Source organism: Pseudomonas sp. O39, assembly GCF_045447295.1.
GTDB classification, from domain to species: Bacteria; Pseudomonadota; Gammaproteobacteria; order Pseudomonadales; family Pseudomonadaceae; genus Aquipseudomonas; species Aquipseudomonas antarctica_A.
On record NZ_JBJGXV010000026.1, the window covers coordinates 76,044 to 94,395 of the forward strand.

General features: G+C 58.8%; 18 protein-coding genes. 14 read left to right on the forward strand and 4 right to left on the reverse strand.

Annotated features, from left to right (window positions below; translation table 11 throughout):
- Positions 1-114: 114 nt before the first annotated feature.
- On the forward strand, positions 115-1,161 hold the full coding sequence (gene pyrC / locus ACI77D_RS25270) for a dihydroorotase (protein WP_407017701.1): 1,047 nt from the start codon (positions 115-117) through the stop codon (positions 1,159-1,161).
- Positions 1,158-1,829 carry a ribonuclease T gene (gene rnt / locus ACI77D_RS25275; RefSeq protein WP_010564138.1) on the forward strand — a complete coding sequence of 224 codons (672 nt, stop codon included), beginning with the start codon at positions 1,158-1,160 and terminating at the stop codon, positions 1,827-1,829. Before pyrC ends, rnt begins: the two co-directional genes overlap by 4 nt.
- 64 nt (positions 1,830-1,893) lie before the next feature.
- Here the strand turns inward: rnt and ACI77D_RS25280 are convergent, their stop codons facing one another.
- Complete coding sequence (locus tag ACI77D_RS25280; RefSeq protein ID WP_003172097.1) at positions 1,894-2,496, reverse strand: peroxiredoxin; 603 nt, start codon at positions 2,494-2,496, stop codon at positions 1,894-1,896.
- A 245-nt stretch (positions 2,497-2,741) separates the two neighbouring features.
- On the opposite strand from ACI77D_RS25280, the gene ACI77D_RS25285 reads away from it, so the two are divergent.
- Entirely contained in the window at positions 2,742-2,960 is a 219-nt protein-coding gene (locus ACI77D_RS25285; RefSeq protein WP_010564137.1) for a bacterioferritin-associated ferredoxin, read from the forward strand.
- Between the two features lie 201 nt (positions 2,961-3,161).
- Positions 3,162-3,632 carry a bacterioferritin gene (gene bfr, locus ACI77D_RS25290; RefSeq protein ID WP_064450931.1) on the forward strand — a complete coding sequence of 157 codons (471 nt, stop codon included), beginning with the start codon at positions 3,162-3,164 and terminating at the stop codon, positions 3,630-3,632.
- A gap of 80 nt (positions 3,633-3,712) precedes the next feature.
- Here bfr and grxD read toward each other — a convergent pair whose 3' ends face one another.
- Complete coding sequence (gene grxD / locus ACI77D_RS25295; RefSeq protein ID WP_064450930.1) at positions 3,713-4,051, reverse strand: Grx4 family monothiol glutaredoxin; 339 nt, start codon at positions 4,049-4,051, stop codon at positions 3,713-3,715.
- An 84-nt stretch (positions 4,052-4,135) separates the two neighbouring features.
- Positions 4,136-6,244: a molybdopterin oxidoreductase family protein gene (locus tag ACI77D_RS25300; protein WP_407017702.1), complete on the reverse strand. Its 2,109-nt coding sequence runs from the start codon at positions 6,242-6,244 to the stop codon at positions 4,136-4,138.
- Positions 6,245-6,678: 434 nt separating this feature from the next.
- On the opposite strand from ACI77D_RS25300, the gene argF reads away from it, so the two are divergent.
- Together argF and ACI77D_RS25310 are read left to right on the forward strand one after the other, a co-directional pair.
- Positions 6,679-7,599, forward strand: coding sequence for an ornithine carbamoyltransferase (gene argF / locus ACI77D_RS25305; RefSeq protein ID WP_407017703.1), 921 nt, complete (start codon positions 6,679-6,681; stop codon positions 7,597-7,599).
- On the forward strand, positions 7,596-8,705 hold the full coding sequence (locus ACI77D_RS25310) for an ABC transporter ATP-binding protein (RefSeq protein WP_064450927.1): 1,110 nt from the start codon (positions 7,596-7,598) through the stop codon (positions 8,703-8,705). The genes argF and ACI77D_RS25310 overlap by 4 nt, the downstream gene beginning before the upstream one ends.
- A 142-nt stretch (positions 8,706-8,847) precedes the next feature.
- Here ACI77D_RS25310 and ybaK read toward each other — a convergent pair whose 3' ends face one another.
- Complete coding sequence (gene ybaK, locus ACI77D_RS25315) at positions 8,848-9,318, reverse strand: Cys-tRNA(Pro) deacylase (RefSeq protein ID WP_221296049.1); 471 nt, start codon at positions 9,316-9,318, stop codon at positions 8,848-8,850.
- Positions 9,319-9,644: 326 nt separating this feature from the next.
- On the opposite strand from ybaK, the gene ACI77D_RS25320 reads away from it, so the two are divergent.
- The 8 genes from ACI77D_RS25320 (at position 9,645) to ACI77D_RS25355 (ending at position 18,334) form a co-directional block, all read left to right on the forward strand.
- On the forward strand, positions 9,645-10,502 hold the full coding sequence (locus ACI77D_RS25320; RefSeq protein WP_064450925.1) for an MIP/aquaporin family protein: 858 nt from the start codon (positions 9,645-9,647) through the stop codon (positions 10,500-10,502).
- Positions 10,503-10,581: 79 nt separating this feature from the next.
- Positions 10,582-12,087 carry a glycerol kinase GlpK gene (gene glpK, locus ACI77D_RS25325; RefSeq protein ID WP_064450924.1) on the forward strand — a complete coding sequence of 502 codons (1,506 nt, stop codon included), beginning with the start codon at positions 10,582-10,584 and terminating at the stop codon, positions 12,085-12,087.
- A gap of 95 nt (positions 12,088-12,182) precedes the next feature.
- On the forward strand, positions 12,183-12,938 hold the full coding sequence (locus ACI77D_RS25330; protein ID WP_010212755.1) for a DeoR/GlpR family transcriptional regulator: 756 nt from the start codon (positions 12,183-12,185) through the stop codon (positions 12,936-12,938).
- 273 nt (positions 12,939-13,211) lie between these two features.
- Positions 13,212-14,750, forward strand: a complete 1,539-nt coding sequence (gene glpD / locus ACI77D_RS25335) for a glycerol-3-phosphate dehydrogenase (RefSeq protein ID WP_064450923.1) — start codon at positions 13,212-13,214, stop codon at positions 14,748-14,750.
- 314 nt (positions 14,751-15,064) lie between these two features.
- Positions 15,065-15,991, forward strand: coding sequence for a glutamate/aspartate ABC transporter substrate-binding protein (locus ACI77D_RS25340; RefSeq protein ID WP_053254639.1), 927 nt, complete (start codon positions 15,065-15,067; stop codon positions 15,989-15,991).
- Positions 15,992-16,185: 194 nt separating this feature from the next.
- Complete coding sequence (locus tag ACI77D_RS25345) at positions 16,186-16,932, forward strand: amino acid ABC transporter permease (RefSeq protein WP_064450922.1); 747 nt, start codon at positions 16,186-16,188, stop codon at positions 16,930-16,932.
- The gene (locus tag ACI77D_RS25350; protein WP_064450921.1) at positions 16,932-17,603 is read left to right on the forward strand and encodes an amino acid ABC transporter permease; all 672 of its coding nucleotides are present in this window, start codon (positions 16,932-16,934) and stop codon (positions 17,601-17,603) included. The genes ACI77D_RS25345 and ACI77D_RS25350 overlap by 1 nt, the downstream gene beginning before the upstream one ends.
- Positions 17,600-18,334, forward strand: coding sequence for an amino acid ABC transporter ATP-binding protein (locus ACI77D_RS25355; protein WP_007916729.1), 735 nt, complete (start codon positions 17,600-17,602; stop codon positions 18,332-18,334). The genes ACI77D_RS25350 and ACI77D_RS25355 overlap by 4 nt, the downstream gene beginning before the upstream one ends.
- Positions 18,335-18,352: the final 18 nt, after the last annotated feature.

The following is an 18,352-nucleotide window of genomic DNA, read 5'->3' on the forward strand; positions in this document are numbered from 1 at the left end:
GTCGTTAAGGCATACCTTGGGATATCGGTAGCGTCCCGCAAAACTTGATAGCGAGTGCCTGCAAGAGTCTTTTCCGGTAGCATTCCCACCAGATTGACCCGCCTGGAATCCCCAATGTCCGACCGCCTGACCCTGCTGCGTCCCGACGACTGGCATATTCATCTTCGCGATGGTGCTGCGTTACCCCAAACCGTGGCTGATGTAGCGCGCACGTTTGGTCGCGCCATCATCATGCCTAACCTGGTACCTCCGATGCGTAATGCCGCAGAAGCCGACGCCTATCGCCAGCGTATTCTCGCTGCACGACCGGCCGGCAGCCGCTTCGAACCGTTGATGGTGCTCTACCTGACCGACCGCACCCAGCCTGAAGAAATTCGCCAGGCCAAGGCCAGTGGCTTCGTGCACGCCGCCAAGCTGTACCCGGCGGGCGCGACCACCAACTCTGATTCCGGCGTGACCAGTATCGACAAGATTCTGCCGGCGATCGAAGCCATGGCTGAAGTCGGCATGCCGCTGCTGATCCACGGTGAAGTCACCCGTGGCGATGTGGACGTATTTGATCGCGAAAAGATCTTTATCGACGAACATATGCGCCGTGTGGTCGAGCTGTTCCCGACCCTCAAGGTGGTGTTCGAACACATCACCACTGCGGATGCCGTGCAGTTCGTCACCGAAGCTTCGGCCAATGTCGGTGCGACCATCACCGCGCATCACCTGCTCTACAACCGCAACCACATGCTGGTGGGCGGGATTCGGCCGCACTTCTATTGCCTGCCGATCCTCAAGCGCAACACCCACCAGGTGGCGTTGCTCGATGCCGCCACCAGCGGCAACCCGAAGTTCTTCCTCGGCACCGACTCCGCACCCCACGCCCAGCACGCCAAAGAAGCCGCGTGTGGCTGTGCCGGTTGCTACACCGCGTTTGCTGCGATCGAGCTGTACGCCGAAGCGTTTGAACAGCGCAATGCCCTGGACAAGCTCGAAGGTTTCGCCAGCCTCAACGGCCCGCGCTTCTATGGCCTGCCGGCGAACACCGACCGTATTACCCTGGTTCGTGAAGACTGGACCGCCCCTGCCAGCCTGCCGTTTGGCGAGCTGACTGTTATCCCGCTGCGCGCCGGTGAAACACTGCGCTGGCGCCTGCTGGAGGAAAGCAAGTGAGTGAAGACCATTACGATGACGAACACGAGCACAGTGGTGGCGGTTCCCGTCACCCGATGGCCGAGCGGTTTCGCGGTTATCTGCCGGTTGTCATCGACGTAGAAACCGGTGGCTTCAATTGCGCCACCGACGCCCTGCTGGAAATCGCCGCCACCACCATCGGCATGGACGAACAGGGTTTTGTGTTCCCGGAACACACGCACTTCTTCCGTGTCGAGCCCTTCGAAGGCGCGAATATCGAAGCGGCAGCCCTGGAGTTCACCGGGATCAAGCTCGACCACCCGCTGCGCATGGCGGTGAGTGAAGAAGCGGCGCTGACCGATATCTTCCGTGGCGTGCGCAAAGCGTTGAAGGCCAATGGCTGCAAACGCGCGATCCTGGTCGGCCACAACAGCAGTTTTGACCTGGGCTTCCTGAACGCCGCCGTGGCGCGACTGGACATGAAGCGCAACCCGTTTCACCCGTTCTCCAGCTTCGACACCGCCACCCTCGCTGGCCTGGCTTATGGCCAGACCGTGCTGGCCAAGGCCTGCCAGGCCGCCGGTATCGACTTTGACGGCCGTGAGGCCCACTCGGCGCGCTACGACACCGAGAAGACCGCCGAGCTGTTCTGCGGCATCGTCAATCGCTGGAAGCAGATGGGCGGCTGGGAAGACTTCAACGACTGAGGTCGTTTCCGGCGCATAAAAAAACCGGCCTTCTCAGGCCGGTTTTTTTTGCGTCGAACGTGGCTTACAGCTTGCCAGCGTTCTCGGTCAGGTAAGCCGCAACGCCTTCTGGCGAAGCGTTCATGCCTTTGTCGCCTTTTTTCCAGTTGGCAGGGCACACTTCGCCGTGCTCTTCGTGGAATTGCAGCGCGTCGACCAGACGGATCAGCTCTTCCATGTTACGGCCCAGCGGCAGGTCGTTGATGATCTGCGAGCGCACAACGCCCTTGTCGTCGATCAGGAACGCGCCACGGAACGCCACGCCGCCTTCGGACTCAACGTCGTAAGCCTTGGCGATGTCGTGCTTCATGTCGGCAGCCATGGTGTATTTGACTTTGCCGATGCCGCCATCATTGATGGCAGTGTTGCGCCAGGCGTTGTGGGTGAAATGGGAGTCGATGGAAACGGCTACCACTTCAACGTTGCGCGCCTTGAAATCGTCCATGCGGTGGTCCAGAGCAATCAGCTCCGAAGGGCAGACGAAGGTGAAGTCCAGCGGGTAGAAGAACACCAGGCCGTATTTGCCTTTGATGGCTTCAGACAGTTTGAAGCTGTCAACGATTTCGCCATTGCCGAGGACGGCAGGTACGTCGAAATCCGGGGCTTGTTTGCCGACGAGTACGCTCATTGGATATCTCCTGATGCAAGGGTGACGATTGAAGTAAAAGGACCGCCTCCAAGTCTGCCGTTTATAAGCGACAGCCCTGTGACGCAGTCACGCTTCGTAAAGACCGACCATCATACACTGAAAAAACCGTTCGTCAGCGCGACGGCGCTGAGGCCGGAAAGACCTGCGAATCTACTTTGACAATCATTCTCGTTAACATTAAGATCCATCGCACTTAAGCCTTAAACCCGCGATGGTTCTCCCTTATGTATGTCTGCCTCTGCACTGGCGTCACCGACGGACAAATCCGCGAAGCAATCTACGAAGGTTGCTGCAGCTACAAGGAAGTACGTGAAACCACCGGCGTTGCCAGCCAGTGTGGCAAATGCGCTTGCCTCGCCAAGCAAGTGGTACGGGAGACCCTGACGCAATTGCAAACAGCCCAGGCCGCGCTCCCCTATTCAGCAGAATTTACACACGCTTAAATCAGCGTGTTTTAAAGAACCGGACCTGGTGTCCGGTTTTTTTATGCCTGAAATTCAATTAGTTAGCGCCAAGACGCGGAACACAAACATTCTTATTCAGATTAATTTTCATTTATTATTCAATAACTTAGGTTTGACACTAAGGGGTTCGCCGCTCAAACTCCGGCTTATACACAGCTATTACAGGGCAGGACCCCAGTCATGAAAGGCGACATCTCAGTCATCCAGCAACTCAACAAAATCCTTGCCAATGAACTGGTCGCGATCAATCAGTACTTTCTGCATGCGCGCATGTATGACGATTGGGGCCTGGAAAAGCTGGGCAAACGTGAATACAAAGAGTCCATCAAGGCAATGAAGGACGCGGACGCGCTGATCAAGCGCATCCTGTTCCTGGAAGGCCTGCCGAACGTGCAGGACCTGGGCAAGCTGAACATCGGCGAACACACTCAGGAAATGATCATCAGCGACCTGAAGTTCGAACAGAAGAGCCACAGCGACCTCAAGGCCGCCATCGCTCATTGCGAAATCAAGGCCGACTTCGGCAGCCGTGAACTGCTGGAAGATATTCTTGAAGACCAGGAAGAACATATCGACTGGCTGGAAACCCAAGAGGGCCTGATCGTCAAAGTCAGCCTGGAAAACTACCTGCAATCGCAGATGGGTGAATAACCCACGGCGCGCAGGTACAAAAAAGCCCCGCTCTCTTACGAGAAGCGGGGCTTTTTATTGCAGTGCTTTTTACAAAAGCATCACGCTTCTGTCTTGGCTGCTGCTTTTTCCGCGGCATCTTTGACCAGCGCTTGCAGCGAACCGTCAGCCGCCATCTCAACGATGATGTCGCTGCCGCCGACCAGCTCACCGGCTACCCACAGTTGTGGGAAGGTAGGCCAGTTGGCGTACTTCGGCAGGTTGGCGCGGATTTCCGGGTTTTGCAGGATATCCACGTAAGCGAATTTCTCGCCACACGCCATGATGGCCTGGGACGCCTTCGCGGAGAAACCGCACTGAGGAGCGTTCGGGGCGCCCTTCATGTAAAGCAGAATGGTGTTGTTGGCAATCTGCTCTTTGATCGTTTCGATGATATCCATGGAACACCTCTGCAGGAACTTCGCGACTCACAGGTCGGCACGGTGGCGCATTGTAACGCAAAATTCCAGCGCGGTGCTCGGGCCTTATGCGGCTGCCACCTGCACCGGCACACCGTTCAGCGCGGCGTTTCCAGACAATTCGTCCAACTGCCGCTCGTCAGTCAAGTCATTCGCACTCGCCCCCGGCTGCCCACTGGCGATGGTCATCTGCACGCCCGGGCGACCGTGACCCCAACCATGGGGCAGGCTGACCACGCCGGGCATCATGTCCAGGCTGGCCAGCACTTCCACTTCGATCATGCCAATGCGCGAGCTGACACGCACGCGCTGACCATCGCTCAATTGCCGACTGGCCAAGTCATCCGGGTGCATGTGCAGTTGATGGCGCGGCTTGCCCTTCACCAGTCGGTGATAGTTATGCATCCACGAATTATTGCTGCGCACATGGCGACGGCCGATCAGCAGAAGCTCATTTGCCACCGGCTCAGGTTGCGCCGTGAAACGCGCCAGGTCAGCGAGAATGACTGCCGGTGCCGCCTGCACCTGGCCATTGGCGGTTTTCAAGCGTGCGGCGAGGTTGGGCGTGAGCGGCCCCAAGTCCATGCCATGGGGATGATCCGCCAGCATCGCCACCGACAGCTGGTGACTGGATGCATCACCGTACGTTCCCGCGCGCAGCCCGAAGTCGATCATCTGCGCAGGTGCCATGGTCGGTTTGAGCGCGACGCCGGTCTGCGCCGCGAAGGCCTTGGCCAAGCCAACAAAGATTTCCCAATCGTGCAACGCGCCCGCAGGCTTGGGCAGAATTGCGCGATTGAAACGGGTGACGTTGCGCACAGCGAACATATTGAACGTGGTGTCGTAGTGATCGTTTTCCAACGCCGAGGTGGACGGCAAAATCAGGTCGGCGTAACGGGTTGTCTCGTTGATATAGAGGTCGATGCTGAGCATGAACTCCAGCCCATCCAAGGCTTGTTCAAGTTGGCGGCCATTCGGCGTCGACAGCACCGGGTTGCCAGCGACCGTCACCAGGGCGCGGATTTGTCCGTCGCCTTCGGTGAGCATTTCTTCAGCCAACGCTGACACCGGCAACTCCCCACCGTATTCGGGGCGCCCGGACACCCGGCTCTGCCAGCGATTGAAATGCCCACCGCCAGTCGAGGCGACCAAATCCACCGCTGGCGTGGTGCACAAGGCGCCACCGACGCGGTCAAGGTTGCCGGTCACCAGATTGATCAACTGCACCAGCCAATGGCACAGCGTGCCAAATGCCTGGGTCGAAACCCCCATGCGCCCATAACACACCGCCTTGTCCGCCGCCGCGAAGTCCCGTGCCAACTGGCGGATCTGCTCGGCTGGCACCGCACACTGGCGGCTCATGGCGTCGGCGGTAAACCCGGCAATCGCGTTGCGCACGTCGTCGAGACCTTCAACCGGCAAATGGCTGTCACGGGTCAGGTTTTCGCTAAACAAGGTGTTGAGCAACCCGAACAACAGCGCCGCGTCGCCACCTGGCCGCACGAACACATGCTGATCGGCAATCGCCGCTGTTTCACTGCGCCGAGGGTCAACCACCACCACCTTGCCGCCCCGCGCCTGGATGGCCTTGAGGCGCTTCTCCACATCGGGCACGGTCATGATGCTGCCGTTGGACGCCAGCGGGTTACCCCCCAGGATCAGCATGAAGTCGGTGTGGTCGATATCCGGGATCGGCAGCAACAGGCCATGGCCGTACATCAGGTGGCTGGTGAGGTGATGGGGTAACTGGTCCACTGAGGTCGCGGAAAACCGGTTGCGTGTCTTGAGCTGACCGAGGAAGTAGTTGCTGTGGGTCATCAACCCATAGTTGTGCACGCTGGGGTTGCCCTGATACACCGCCACCGCATTCTGCCCATGCCTGGCCTGGATGCCTGCCAATCGTTCGGCCACCAACGCAAACGCGTCATCCCAGGGGATCGGCTGCCATTCGCTGCCCACGCGCAACATCGGTTGGTGCAGGCGGTCCGGGTCGTTCTGGATGTCCTGCAGCGCCACGGCCTTGGGGCAGATGTGCCCGCGGCTGAACGTATCCAGCGGGTCGCCTTTGATCGACGTAATCGCCAGGGTGCCGTCCTCGGCCTGGGTCGTTTCCAGGGTCAGGCCGCAGATGGCTTCACACAGATGGCAGGCACGGTGGTGGAGAGTCTTGGTCATGGCCAGTCTCTTTTATTGGGCTTTGGCCCAACTATGGGCCGTCACCTGCGTGGGCACCAGCAACGTTCGTCCTGTGAATCGGCAAGCATCAGGCCAGGACATGGCCAAGCATGTGCAAATGTTTCAGAACCTTACACACCGTTGCTGAAACCGACACAACCCGCTCTGGGCCCGCCCTCACACATTGCAAAAGGTCTCGGCGCCAGTGTACAAATGAGCTGCTGCTGTCAGGAATCAGTCTTCAAAAGCGCTCTCGCGCCCTTCTTGAACACCCTTAAAAACCGTAGCCCTATTGGTAAGACGCGACATTTAATTATAAGATCGCGCCTTCCCCTATTTCGTCGCCCCGTGCGGCTTTCGCCGCAGGTCTCGCCCGTTGTAACAATAAACAAGGCTTTGAGTATCTGCGGTCTGTTGCAAAAAGGTAGTTAATGATGAGCGCAAGGCACTTTCTCTCCCTGATGGATTGCACGCCCGAAGAGCTGTTCAGCGTGATCCGTCGAGGCATTGAGCTTAAAGACCTGCGTAACCGCGGCGTACTGTTCGAGCCTTTGAAAAACCGTGTGCTCGGGATGATTTTCGAGAAGTCGTCGACCCGCACCCGCGTGTCGTTCGAAGCCGGCATGATCCAGCTGGGTGGCCAAGCCATCTTCCTGTCCTCGCGCGACACCCAACTGGGCCGTGGCGAGCCGATCGCCGACAGCGCCCGGGTCATGTCGCGCATGCTCGATGCGGTGATGATCCGTACCTTTGCCCACAGCACCGTGACCGAATTTTCCGCCAACTCCCGGGTACCGGTGATCAACGGCCTGTCCGATGACCTGCACCCCTGCCAGTTGCTGGCCGACATGCAAACCTTCCTGGAGCACCGTGGTTCGATCCAGGGTAAGACCGTGGCCTGGATCGGTGACGGCAACAACATGTGCAACAGTTATATAGAAGCGGCGATCCAGTTCGACTTCCAACTGCGCGTCGCGTGCCCGGAAGGCTACGAGCCTGACGCGCGATTCCTGGAACAGGCCGGTGATCGGGTCACCGTGGTGCGCGACCCGCGTGACGCGGTGATCGGCGCACACCTGGTGAGCACCGACGTCTGGACCTCCATGGGCCAGGAAGAAGAGACCGCCAAGCGCCTGGCGCTGTTTGCGCCGTTCCAGGTAACCCGCGCGCTGCTCGACCTGGCCGCGCCGAACGTGCTGTTCATGCACTGCCTGCCCGCTCACCGTGGCGAAGAAATCAGCCTCGACCTGCTCGACGATGAGCGTTCGGTGGCCTGGGACCAGGCGGAAAACCGTCTGCACGCACAAAAGGCACTGCTTGAATTCCTCGTCCCGCCGTCGTACCACCACGCATGAGCCAGCCATTACTGCTTAACCTGCGTAATCTGGCGTGCGGCTATCAAGATCAACGGGTGGTGCAGAACCTCAACCTGCACCTCAACGCCGGCGACATCGGCTGCCTGCTCGGCTCTTCGGGCTGCGGTAAAACCACGACCTTGCGCGCGATTGCAGGGTTTGAGCCCGTGCACGAAGGTGAAATCAGCCTGGCCGGCGAAGTGATTTCCAGCGCGGGATTCACCTTGGCACCGGAGAAACGCCGGATCGGCATGGTGTTCCAGGACTACGCGCTGTTTCCGCACTTGAGCGTGGCCGACAACATCGTCTTCGGTATTCGCAAACACCCGCAAAAAGACCGCGTGGTCGCCGAGCTGCTGGAACTGGTCAACCTGAAAAACCTCGGCAAGCGTTTCCCTCACGAGCTTTCCGGCGGCCAGCAGCAACGCGTCGCCCTCGCCCGCGCCCTGGCGCCGGAGCCGCAACTGTTGCTGTTGGATGAGCCGTTCTCCAACCTTGATGGCGAGCTGCGGCGCAAGCTCAGCCATGAGGTGCGCGACATTCTCAAGGCACGCGGCACCAGCGCGATTCTGGTCACCCATGATCAGGAAGAAGCCTTCGCCGTGAGCGACCATGTGGGGGTTTTCAAGGAGGGCCGTCTTGAGCAGTGGGACACGCCCTACAACCTCTATCACGAACCACAGACACCTTACGTCGCGAGCTTTATCGGCCAAGGCTATTTCATCCGGGGTCAATTGAGCTCACCGGAATCGGTCAGCACCGAACTGGGTGACCTGCGCGGTAATCGCGCCTACACCTGGCCAACGGGTGGCGCGGTGGATGTGTTGCTGCGCCCGGATGACATTGTCTACGCACCGGACAGTGCGTTGAAAGCGCGGATCGTCGGCAAGACCTTCCTCGGCGCCTCGACCTTGTACCGCCTGCAACTGCCCACGGGCGCTCAGTTGGAGTCGATTTTCCCCAGCCATGCTGACCATCAAGTCGGTGCGCAGGTAGGGATTCGAGTGGCCGCTGAACACCTGGTGTTGTTCCAGGCGTCAGGCAGCGTCGCTGCGCAGATTCCTCAAGCCGAATCCGGCGTTCGCCGCTACAGCCCCGCCAACTGATAGCTGACGAAACCGACTCAAAATGTGGGAGCGGGCTTGCTCGCGAATGCGCAGTGTCAGTTAACGAATTCATTACTGAACCACCGCATTCGCGAGCAAGCCCGCTCCCACATTGGATCGCTTCGCAGTCAAAGTGCCAGTTTCAGGCCCGGCCAATCGGCGCAAATTTGGCCTGGGTATGCTCAGCCAACACCGCCGCCGGCAGTTCAACTTCCAAGCCCCGCCTCCCTGCACTCACAAAAATCGTCGCGAACGGCTGCGCCGTCACATCGATAAACGTACGCAAACGCTTTTTCTGCCCCAACGGGCTGATGCCGCCCAACAGGTAGCCGGTGGAACGTTGCGCCGCCGCCGGGTCGGCCATCTCGACTTTTTTTACCCCGGCCGCATGGGCCAGCGCTTTTAAATCCAGACTTCCGACGACCGGCACCACCGCCACCAACAATTCACCTTTCTCACTGCTGGCCAGCAAGGTCTTGAACACCTGCGCCGGATCGAGCCCCAACTTTTCCGCGGCCTCCAAGCCATAAGACGCGGCCTTGGGGTCATGTTCATAACTGTGAATATGATGTTCGGCGCGAACTTTTTTCAACAAGTCGAGTGCGGGGGTCATGGCTACTCCGGGCGCGGCAAAAAGACGCTCAATTCTAGGCCAAGCCCATGCAAAACGCTCTAGTGCGCGCCTCCTGAAATGAGTGCTGGAGTGGACAAGCATGATCATTCACCAGACCAATAGTTCAAAAATGACCAATGGTTCACTTTCGACCTTTGACAGCGGTCATTCTTGTCTATATTTTTTCGTTTCCGAATACTGTAGGAATAGTCCCACAGCGTTCCAGTAGTAAGCCGTAGTCAGGATGGGGATCCCGGTTACGGTGAAAATTGCGCAACGGCCCGTTGAGGTTGTGCGCCCAACAAGAACAACAATCGAGGTTTGCCATGACAACTGCACTTCAACAGCCTTCACTTTCGAGCCAATGCATGGCCGAATTCCTGGGGACTGCGCTTCTGATCTTCTTCGGTACAGGATGTGTCGCTGCGCTCAAGGTCGCGGGTGCCAGCTTTGGGTTGTGGGAAATCAGTATCATCTGGGGGGTCGGCGTGAGCATGGCGATCTACCTGAGTGCCGGTATTTCCGGGGCTCACCTCAATCCGGCGGTCAGTATCGCCCTGTGCATTTTTGCCGATTTCGAAAAGCGCAAATTGCCCTTCTACATCCTTGCCCAGATCGCCGGCGCCTTCTGTTCCGCCGCGCTGGTCTACACGCTCTACAGCAATCTATTTTTCGATTACGAACAAACCCATCATATGGTTCGCGGCTCCCAGGCCAGCCTGGAATTGGCGTCGGTGTTCTCCACCTACCCGCATGCACTGCTGAGCACGGCCCAGGCCTTCCTGGTTGAAATGGTCATCACCGCGATCCTGATGGGCGTGATCATGGCCCTTACCGACGATAACAATGGCCTGCCACGTGGCCCGCTGGCCCCGCTGCTGATCGGCCTGCTGATCGCCGTGATTGGCAGCGCCATGGGCCCGTTGACCGGCTTTGCGATGAACCCGGCACGGGATTTCGGGCCCAAGCTGATGACCTTTTTCGCCGGCTGGGGTGAAATAGCCTTTACTGGCGGTCGCGATATTCCCTACTTCCTGGTACCGATTTTCGCGCCGATTGTCGGCGCATGCCTCGGTGCTGCGGCCTATCGCGGGCTGATTGCCCGTCATCTGCCAAGCGCCGCACCTGCTATAGCTGAAGCAACAACTGACACGGCAGTCAACGGCAAGACGCGTATTTCCTGATACCGCCAGCCTGGTCCCACTGCCCTTTTGCGGCCCAGGCTGATTACTCACTTCCTTATTTCCGTCCAAGGCAATCGACATGACCGACATTCAGAATAAGAACTACATCATTGCCCTTGATCAGGGCACCACCAGTTCGCGGGCGATCATCTTTGATCGTGATGCAAACGTGGTCTGCACCGCCCAGCGTGAATTCGCTCAGCATTACCCGCAAGCCGGCTGGGTCGAACATGACCCGATGGAAATCTTCGCCACCCAAAGCGCAGTGATGGTCGAGGCCCTGGCACAAGCCGGCCTGCACCATGACCAGGTCGCTGCCATCGGTATCACCAACCAGCGTGAAACCACCGTGGTGTGGGACAAGATCACCGGTCGCCCGATCTACAACGCAATTGTCTGGCAGTGCCGCCGCAGTACCGAGATCTGCCAGCAGCTCAAGCGCGATGGCCACGAGCAATACATCAGCGACACCACCGGCCTGGTTACCGACCCGTACTTCTCCGGCACCAAGCTCAAGTGGATCCTCGACAACGTCGAAGGCAGCCGCGAGCGTGCGCGCAACGGCGAACTGCTGTTCGGCACCATCGACAGCTGGCTGATCTGGAAATTTACCGGCGGCAAAACCCACGTCACCGACTACACCAACGCCTCGCGCACCATGCTCTTCAACATCCACACCCTGGAGTGGGATGCGAAGATGCTGGAGATTCTCGACGTACCGCGCGAAATGCTGCCGGAAGTTAAGTCGTCTTCGGAAATTTACGGCCGCACCAAAAGCGGCATCGCTATCGGCGGCATCGCGGGCGACCAACAGGCCGCACTGTTCGGCCAGATGTGCGTGGAAGCCGGCCAGGCCAAGAACACCTATGGCACCGGCTGCTTCCTGCTGATGAACACCGGTGACAAAGCGGTCAAATCGAAACACGGCATGCTCACCACCATCGCCTGCGGCCCACGCGGCGAAGTGGCTTACGCCCTCGAAGGCGCCGTGTTCAATGGTGGCTCCACCGTGCAATGGCTGCGTGACGAGCTGAAGATCATCGCGGATGCCACCGACACCGAATACTTTGCTGGCAAGGTCAAGGACAGCAACGGTGTGTACCTGGTGCCGGCCTTTACCGGTCTGGGCGCTCCGTACTGGGACCCGTATGCCCGTGGCGCACTGTTTGGCCTGACCCGTGGCGTACGCGTGGATCACATCATTCGCGCCGCCCTGGAGTCGATTGCCTACCAGACCCGTGACGTGTTGGACGCCATGCAACAGGACTCGGGCGAACGCCTCAAAGCCCTGCGCGTGGATGGCGGCGCGGTGGCCAACAACTTCCTGATGCAGTTCCAGGCCGATATCCTGGGTACCCAGGTTGAGCGCCCGCAAATGCGCGAAACCACTGCACTCGGCGCCGCTTACCTGGCAGGCCTGGCCTGTGGCTTCTGGGGCAGCCTGGACGAGTTGCGCGGCAAGGCCGTGATCGAACGCGAATTCGAGCCGACGCTCGATGAAGCCGCCAAAGAAAAACTCTACGCCGGCTGGCAAAAAGCGGTCAGCCGCACCCGCGACTGGGAACCGCACGAAGGCGCTGAATAAGCCAACCGCCGGACCCATATAGGGTTGTAACTGGCGGGGAGCCGCTTGCTGCGTCATCATGGGCCACTTTTGTATGGCAGCCCAAAGGACGCCCCATGAATCTGCCTCCCCGCCAACAACAAATCCTCGAACTGGTCCGCGAACGCGGTTACGTCAGTATCGAGGAGATGGCGCAGCTATTCGTTGTCACCCCGCAAACCATCCGCCGCGATATCAACCAGCTGGCGGACGCCAATCTGCTGCGCCGCTACCACGGCGGCGCGGCCTATGACTCCAGTGTCGAGAACACCGCGTACGCCATGCGTGCCGACCAGATGCGCGATGAGAAACAACGCATCGGCGAAGCCATTGCGGCGCAAATCCCGGACCACGCCTCGCTGTTCATCAATATCGGCACCACGACCGAATCGATCGCGCGCGCGCTGCTCAATCACAACCACCTGAAAATCATCACCAACAACCTCAACGTCGCCACCATGCTCAGTGCCAAGGACGATTTCGATGTGCTGTTGACCGGCGGTAATGTGCGCCGTGATGGCGGTGTGGTCGGTCAGGCGAGTGTCGACTTCATCAACCAGTTCAAGGTCGACTTTGCCTTGGTAGGTATCAGCGGCATTGATGAAGACGGCAGCCTGCTCGACTTTGATTATCAGGAAGTGCGGGTTTCACAGGCGATTATTGCCAATGCGCGCCAGGTGATCCTGGCGGCGGACTCCAGTAAATTCGGGCGCAATGCCATGATTCGCTTGGGCCCGATCAGTTTGGTCGACTGTTTGGTGACGGATCAGCAGCCGGTGCCGGCGCTGGTGCAGTTGTTGAACCAGCATAAGGTTCGGCTGGAAGTGGTCTAACCCTTCAATATCGCTGGCGCCTGTACCGCCGCCATCGCGGGCAACCCAGGCTCCCACAATTGATTGCATTCCAAATGTGGGAGCCAGGCTTGCCCGCGATGGCGATGGAACGGGCACGCCACGCCTTTCATGTTCACAAATTTTCTTTTCTCGCCTCTTCGATGAGTTTTTTCAATCGAAGTAGGGTGGCTGTGCGCGCGTTTATCAGCTACCATTTTCGGAAATGAACATTAATGTTCGAATTCCAAGACGAATAAATCGCGAGGCCAGCCGATGAACCCTTCCACCTTGCCTGCTCCACCGCTTGCCGAAGTCTATGACGTTGCCGTAATCGGTGGCGGGATCAATGGCGTCGGCATTGCAGCAGACGCAGCCGGTCGCGGTTTGTCGGTATTCCTTTGCGAAAAGGACGACTTGGCGAGCCACACCTCTTCCGCCAGCAGCAAGCTGATCCACGGCGGCCTGCGTTATCTCGAACATTACGAATTCCGCCTGGTGCGCGAAGCCCTGGCAGAACGTGAAGTGCTGCTGGCCAAAGCGCCACACATCGTCAAGCAGATGCGCTTCGTGCTGCCGCACCGCCCGCACTTGCGTCCAGCGTGGATGATCCGTGCCGGCCTGTTCCTGTATGACCACTTGGGCAAGCGCGAAAAACTCGCCGGTTCCAAAAGCCTCAAGTTCGGCCCCGACAGCCCGCTGAAAAGCGAGATCACCAAAGGCTTCGAATACTCCGACTGCTGGGTCGACGACGCCCGCTTGGTAGTCCTCAATGCCATGGCCGCCCGCGAAAAAGGCGCGCATATCCACACCCAGACTCGTTGCGTCAGCGCACACCGCAGCAACGGCATGTGGGAAATGAACATGGAACGCGCCGATGGCAGCCTGTTCTCGATCCGCGCTCGCGCGCTGGTGAACGCCGCCGGCCCATGGGTTGCCAAATTCATCAAGGAAGACCTGAAGCTGGATTCGCCTTACGGCATCCGCCTGATCCAGGGCAGCCACCTGATCGTGCCGAAGCTGTACGAAGGCGCCCACGCGCACATCCTGCAGAACGAAGACCAGCGCATCGTCTTCACCATTCCGTACCTGAACCACCTGACCATCATCGGCACCACCGACCGTGAATACACCGGTGACCCGGCGAAAGTAGCGATCACTGAAGGTGAAACCGACTACATGCTCAACGTGGTGAATGCCCACTTCAAGAAGCAGCTCAGCCGCGACGACATCGTCCACACCTACTCCGGCGTGCGCCCACTGTGCAACGACGAGTCGGATAACCCGTCGGCCATCACCCGCGACTACACGCTGTCGCTGTCTGGCGGCACGGGCGAAGCACCGATTTTGTCGGTGTTCGGCGGCAAGCTCACCACCTACCGCAAACTCGCCGAGTCGGCGATGGCACAACTGGCGCCTTACTTCACGCAGATGCGCCCAAGCTGGACGGCCACCGCCAGCCTGCCTGGCGGCGAAAACATGACCACGCCAGAAGCCCTGGCCGAGGCCATCCGCGCCAAGTTCGACTGGGTGCCAAACGAGATCGCGCGCCGCTGGGCCACCACCTATGGCAGCCGCACCTGGCGCCTGCTGGAAGGCGTGCAATCCTTGGCTGACCTGGGCGACCACCTTGGTGGCGGCCTGTACACCCGCGAAGTCGATTACCTGTGTGCTGAAGAATGGGCAACTCAACCTCAGGACGTCCTGTGGCGCCGTACCAAGCTTGGCCTGTTCACCACCGCGCAAGAACAGGAAAACGTACAGCGTTACCTGTCGAAGGTTGAGCAGAACCGCACGAAGATTGAAGCGGCCTGATCAGCAAGTCGTTAAAAAGCCCCTGCGCCGTATGGCCCAGGGGCTTTTTTATGCCCGCAATGGCATTCGGTTTTCCGAACAGCACACCCCGCACCATTCGGTTTGCCGGACCTTATAGTTACGAATTACTAGTAACACAAAGTTAATCTCCTTATAAATCAATCAGATAACCTTTTGTTTCAGGTATGGCACGACTCATGCTCTACACTCCCTGACGATTGCCTGAGACGCTTCAGGAGCCGTTACGGGCATTCGCTGTACAAGAGAGCCGTTTAGCCGGCTTCATAAAAAAAACAAATGTCGAGGAAGTATTGATGCGCATCGTTCCCCATATCCTGGGCGCAGCTATCGCTGCTGCTCTGATCAGCACTCCAGTTTTCGCCGCCGAACTCACCGGCACACTGAAGAAAATCAACGACTCCGGCACCATCACTCTCGCTCACCGCGACAGCTCCATTCCGTTCTCCTACATCGCAGATGGCTCGGGCAAACCAGTGGGCTACTCCCACGACATTCAGTTGGCTATCGTCGAACAACTGAAAAAAGACCTGAACAAACCCGATCTGAAAACCAAGTACAACCTGGTGACCTCGCAAACCCGTATCCCGTTGATCCAGAACGGCACTGCGGACGTTGAGTGCGGCTCTACCACCAACAACGCCGAACGCGCCCAGCAGGTCGACTTCACCGTCAACATCTTCGAAATCGGCACCCGTCTGCTGGTCAAGAAAGACAAGGACGGCAAGCCGTCCTACGCTGACTTTGCCGACCTCAAAGGCAAAAACGTCGTGACCACCGCGGGCACCACGTCCGAGCGCATCATCAAAGCGATGAACGCCGACAAGCAGATGGGCATGAACGTCATCTCCGCCAAAGACCACGGCGAATCCTTCCAGATGCTGGAAAGCGGCCGCGCCGTAGCCTTCATGATGGACGACGCCCTGCTGGCCGGTGAAGAAGCCAAGGCCAAGAAGCCGGACGACTGGGTCATCACCGGTACGCCACAGTCCTTTGAAGCCTACGCTTGCATGGTTCGTAAAGACGACCCGGCCTTCAAGAAAGCCGTGGATGACGCGATTGTCGCCCTGTACAAATCCGGCGAAATCAACAAGATCTACAGCAAGTGGTTCGAAAGCCCGATCCCACCTAAAGGCCTGAACCTGAACTTCCCGATGAGTGAGAAGGTTAAGGAGCTGATCGCTAACCCAAGCGACAAACCAGCGCCTGACGTAAAAATCTGATTTCTGACTAACCTTATCTCCTGAGGGAGCCAACCCTCCCTCAGGCGTCTGTTACTACCTGCTGGCTTTAATTTGGAACACTCGACCTGGCGGTTTTCGAGCCGATCGCGTGTGCCTGACGTTCAACGTCGGGCGGGAAAGGATCTTCCCCAAGCGGGTGCTTGTACATCGATCGATTTCGAGGGGAGACCCTAATGAATTACAACTGGGACTGGGGCGTGTTCTTCAAGTCCACCGGCGTGGGCAGCGAGACCTATCTCGACTGGTACATCTCCGGTTTGGGCTGGACCATTGCCATCGCCGTCGTGGCGTGGATTATCGCCTTGTTGCTGGGCTCCGTTCTGGGGGTCATGCGCACTGTGCCAAACCGCATCGTATCGGGCATCGCGACCTGCTACGTGGAACTGTTTCGTAACGTGCCGCTGCTGGTTCAGCTGTTTATCTGGTACTTCCTGATACCCGATATGCTGCCGCAAAACCTGCAGGACTGGTACAAACAAGACCTCAACCCGACCACCTCGGCTTACCTGAGCGTTGTCGTGTGCCTGGGCCTGTTCACCGCCGCCCGTGTGTGCGAACAGGTGCGTACCGGCATCCAGGCGCTGCCACGTGGCCAGGAAGCCGCCGCGCGTGCCATGGGCTTCAAGCTGCCGCAGATCTACTGGAACGTGCTGCTGCCACAGGCCTACCGCATCATCATTCCGCCGCTTACCTCGGAATTCCTCAACGTGTTCAAGAACTCCTCCGTGGCGTCCTTGATCGGCCTGATGGAATTGCTGGCGCAAACCAAACAGACCGCCGAGTTCTCGGCCAACCTGTTTGAGGCCTTCACCCTGGCCACGCTGATCTACTTCACCTTGAACATGAGCCTGATGTTGCTGATGCGCCTGGTTGAGAAGAAAGTCGCCGTGCCCGGCCTGATCTCCGTGGGGGGTAAATAATGGACTTTGATTTCAGCGGCATCATCCCCGCTATCCCTGGCCTGTGGAACGGCATGATCATGACCTTGCAGTTGATGGTCATGGGCGTAGTCGGCGGCATCGCATTGGGCACGGTCCTCGCGCTGATGCGCCTGTCGTCCAACAAACTGGCGTCGCGTCTGGCCGGCGCCTATGTGAACTACTTCCGCTCGATCCCGCTGCTGTTGGTCATTACCTGGTTCTACCTGGCAGTGCCGTTCGTGCTGCGCTGGATCACCGGCGAAGACACCCCGATCGGTGCGTTCACCTCCTGCGTCGTGGCCTTCATGATGTTCGAAGCCGCGTACTTCTGTGAAATCGTACGGGCCGGCGTACAGTCGATTCCCAAGGGCCAGATGGGCGCAGCCCAGGCGATGGGCATGACCTACGGCCAGACCATGCGTCTGATCATCCTGCCCCAGGCGTTCCGCAAGATGACGCCGCTGCTGCTGCAACAGTCGATCATTCTGTTCCAGGACACCTCGCTGGTTTACACCGTGGGCCTGGTGGACTTCCTCAACTCCGCCCGCTCCAACGGCGACATCATCGGCCGCTCCAACGAGTTCCTGATCTTCGCCGGTGTCGTCTACTTCATCATCAGCTTTTCCGCCTCGCTGCTGGTCAAGCGTCTGCAAAAAAGGTTTGCCGTATGATCTCTATCAAGAACATCAACAAGTGGTATGGCGACTTCCAGGTGCTGACCGATTGCAGCACCGAGGTTAAAAAAGGCGAAGTGATCGTGGTGTGCGGGCCATCGGGCTCGGGCAAATCCACCCTGATCAAGTGCGTCAACGCACTGGAACCGTTCCAGAAAGGCGACATCGTGGTCGACGGCACCTCTATCGCCGACCCGAAGACCAACCTGCCGAAACTGCGCTCACGCGTCGGCATGGTGTTCCAGCACTTCGAACTGTTCCCGCACCTGACCATCACCGAAAACCTGACCATCGCGCAGATCAAGGTGCTCGGCCGCAGCAAGGAAGAAGCCACCAAGAAAGGCCTGCAACTGCTTGAGCGCGTCGGCCTGTCGGCACACGCCCACAAGCACCCGGGCCAACTGTCCGGCGGCCAGCAACAGCGCGTTGCGATTGCCCGCGCACTGGCCATGGACCCGATCGTCATGCTGTTTGACGAACCGACCTCCGCCCTCGACCCGGAAATGGTCAACGAAGTGCTCGACGTGATGGTGCAACTGGCTCACGAAGGCATGACCATGATGTGCGTGACCCACGAAATGGGCTTCGCCCGCAAAGTGGCCGACCGCGTGATCTTCATGGACGCCGGCAAGATCATCGAAGACTGCCCGAAAGAGGAATTCTTCGGCGACATCAGCGCCCGCTCCGAACGTGCGCAGCACTTCCTTGAGAAAATCCTGCAGCACTAAGCCCTACATAGCTCCCAC